The organism is Pseudomonas sp. YuFO8, assembly GCF_035065025.1.
In the GTDB taxonomy this organism is placed as follows: domain Bacteria; phylum Pseudomonadota; class Gammaproteobacteria; order Pseudomonadales; family Pseudomonadaceae; genus Aquipseudomonas; species Aquipseudomonas putida_AE.
Genome location: NZ_JAXDEQ010000210.1, coordinates 1 through 386, shown reverse-complemented (window position 1 = coordinate 386; position 386 = coordinate 1). Strand labels below are relative to the sequence as shown.

1 pseudogene is annotated in these 386 nt (G+C 62.2%); it reads left to right on the top strand.

The annotated features are described in order from the left end of the window. Positions 1-386: pseudogene (locus tag SOP95_RS32030) on the top strand (YhdP family protein); the annotation flags it as partial.

The window sequence follows — 386 nt, the reverse complement described above, 5'->3', positions numbered from 1 at the left end:
ACGCACCGTGCAAAGCGCGGTGGTGCGCCTCAACTCGCCGCAGGTAAAAGGCAGCTACGCCGACCGCAAACCTGTGCATATCGAGAACCTGGCCCTCACCGCCTACCTGCAACGCAGCGATAGCGGTCTCAAGGTGCTGTTCGACTCGCTGGCGATGAACCTGGGGGAAACCCGCTGGGAATCGCGCCTGCAACTTCAGCAAACCCTGGCCACCGACAAGGATCAGGAGGTCTGGAAGCTTCAGGCCGACCGCCTGGACCTCACGCCGATCACGCCGCTGCTCAATGCCTTGGCGCCGCTGCCGGAGGGTTTCGCCAAGACCATTCAGCACCTCAAGGCCACGGGCCTGCTGCGTAATGTGCTGGTGGATTTCCGTCCTCAAGATA